The organism is Marinobacterium sediminicola, from assembly GCF_022343685.1.
GTDB lineage: Bacteria > Pseudomonadota > Gammaproteobacteria > Pseudomonadales > Balneatricaceae > Marinobacterium > Marinobacterium sediminicola.
The window spans coordinates 2,465,816-2,468,017 of sequence record NZ_CP092123.1 but is presented as its reverse complement, the minus strand read 5'-3'; the positions used below and the strand labels follow the sequence as shown (position 1 = coordinate 2,468,017).

General features: G+C 57.3%; 1 protein-coding gene. It reads left to right on the top strand.

Annotated elements, in window-relative coordinates; all coding sequences use genetic code 11:
• The first annotated feature begins 100 nt into the window (after window positions 1–100).
• The gene (locus LN244_RS11290; RefSeq protein WP_239039889.1) at window positions 101–2,188 is read left to right on the top strand and encodes a ShlB/FhaC/HecB family hemolysin secretion/activation protein; all 2,088 of its coding nucleotides are present in this window, start codon (window positions 101–103) and stop codon (window positions 2,186–2,188) included.
• Window positions 2,189–2,202 lie beyond the last annotated feature (14 nt).

Sequence of the window (2,202 nt, the reverse complement as noted above, 5' to 3'; positions counted from 1 at the left end):
TAACAAGCATGAATGTTGAAGTGATGTACACAATGGACAGGTACGACGCCTTGAAATCGAAAAACGTTACTCCTTTTGGTCAGGCCTGCGAGGTAATGCAATGAGTTCTTTTAGAACTGGCATTAAACCGCTTGTTTCTCTGACGGCAACGGTTCTGGCTGCAGCTCCCATGTTGCTGTTGGCGCAAGGGCCTGATTCCGAGCCTCAGTTGGTGAGCCTGTTTGCCCAGCCGGATGGCGTCAATGTCACCAACCCTGCCTCAGATCCAATGCGTATCCCTGATCGCATGAAGGGCAAGGTCGTACTTCGGGCGCCCGCAGCGGCACCGAAGATCGATCCGGCGATTGAACCGCCACCGGTTGACCTTACCCAGCGGAGCTTCGCGGTTGATACCATCCCGGTTCTTGATGGTGCCGACGTGAATGTGGACCACCTGGCTCAGGTTATGGAGCCCTGGAGTAACAAGGCACTGAGCTTCGCTGAGTTTCAGCTTGCGGCCAACGACCTGCTGAAGTTTCTGCGTGAAAATGGCCATCCGGATGCTGTGCTGCGTTTCTCCCAGATGCAGTTCATGGAAAACCAGCAGGTGGCGGTTGCCATCGAAGGTCTCAAGCCGGTTACGCCTTATCAGGATGCAACCCCTCGCATACAGGTCGCCGGATTCGAGATCAATGGCGTCACATTGCTGACCGAGGCCGAAGTGGCTGAGCATATGGCCCAATGGTCTGATCGCGAGCTGACCGTTGAAGAATTGGGTGAAGCGGCCGAGTCACTGGCGCGCCTGCTGCGTGATCGCGGTTATGCGCTTGCTCAGGCCTGGCTGCCACCGCAGGAGATTCGTGACGGCATCGTACGCGTCGATGTGCTGGAGGGTATTGTTGATGAGCAGTCCGGTGACAACGGCCTGACCGTAGCCGGTAATGATGCTCGTCTCAAGAACGATATTGCTGCTGCTTACCTGGCTGAAGCGGTCAAGCCGGGGGAACCTCTGGATGTGACGGCGCTGGAAGAACAGGTCCGTTTGCTTAACGACCTGCCGGGCGTCAAGCGCGTCCAGACCGATCTCAAGCCCGGCGCCCAACCGGGTACCACTCAGGTACTGGCTCAGGTTGAGGATGATGACCTCGTCAACGTGCTGGTGACCGCAGATAACCACGGCAGCACCTACTCCGGCGCCGAACGCCTGAGTGCCAATATCAACCTGAACAGTCCCAGTGGTCATGGCGAGCAGGTTTTCCTGAACGTGACCGAGTCCAGCGACTCCAGCAGCTTCAAGGTTGGCGGGCACTTCCCGGCGGGCCGTTCCGGCTTGCGTCTGGGTCTGTCCTATGCCGCCATGAATGTGGATTTCGATCTGGATCAGGGATTCTCGGTGCCGGTTAACATTGCCAGTGACTCTTCGGCCACTTCACTGTTCGCCAGCTATCCGCTCAAGCGAAGTGCACAGACGAATATGGATCTGTACGCGAGCCTGGATTTCAAGAATTATCAGAACTCGATTCTCTATGGTGCGGTTGAAAACGACCGTGACATCACATCGGCCAGCCTCGGTTTCAACGGTGATCACATTGACCGCTTCAGTGGCCAGACCCGCTGGGGCCTGACCCTGACGCAAGGCAGTGTCGGGTTGGAAGAGGGCAGCAGTTATCAGTTTAACGATGCCAACGGACCGCAGACCGAGGGCAGCTTCACCAAGTTGAACTACTCGCTGCAACGCTACCAGGCGCTGCCGCTGGACGGCCTCTTCTTCAACGCTGCACTGAATGGCCAATGGGCCAGTGGCAACCTGGATAGCGCCGAGAAGTTCCAGCTGGGTGGACCAGACGGGGTGCGCGCCTGGCCGGTGGGTGAAGGGATCGGCGATAACGGCTGGGTGGCCAATCTTGAATTGCGTCAGATTCTGGCGCAACCGGATTGGGGCCGAGTCGAGGCTTTCGGGTTTTATGATGTGGGTGGTATCACCCAGTACGCTGACCTGAATCCGGGGATTGTGTATACCGGCCCCAACAGTTACACGCTCAAGGGGTATGGTGCGGGTGTAAGTCTGACCTATGGCGAAAGTGGCAATGTGCAGCTGGTTTACGCTCACAAGGCGGGAGACAACCCGAACCCGACGCCTGAAGGTACCGATAGCGATGGCAAGAACGACCAGGGACGTCTCTGGTTGATCGGCAAGATTCTGTTTTAAGGGAGAGGTCCGGA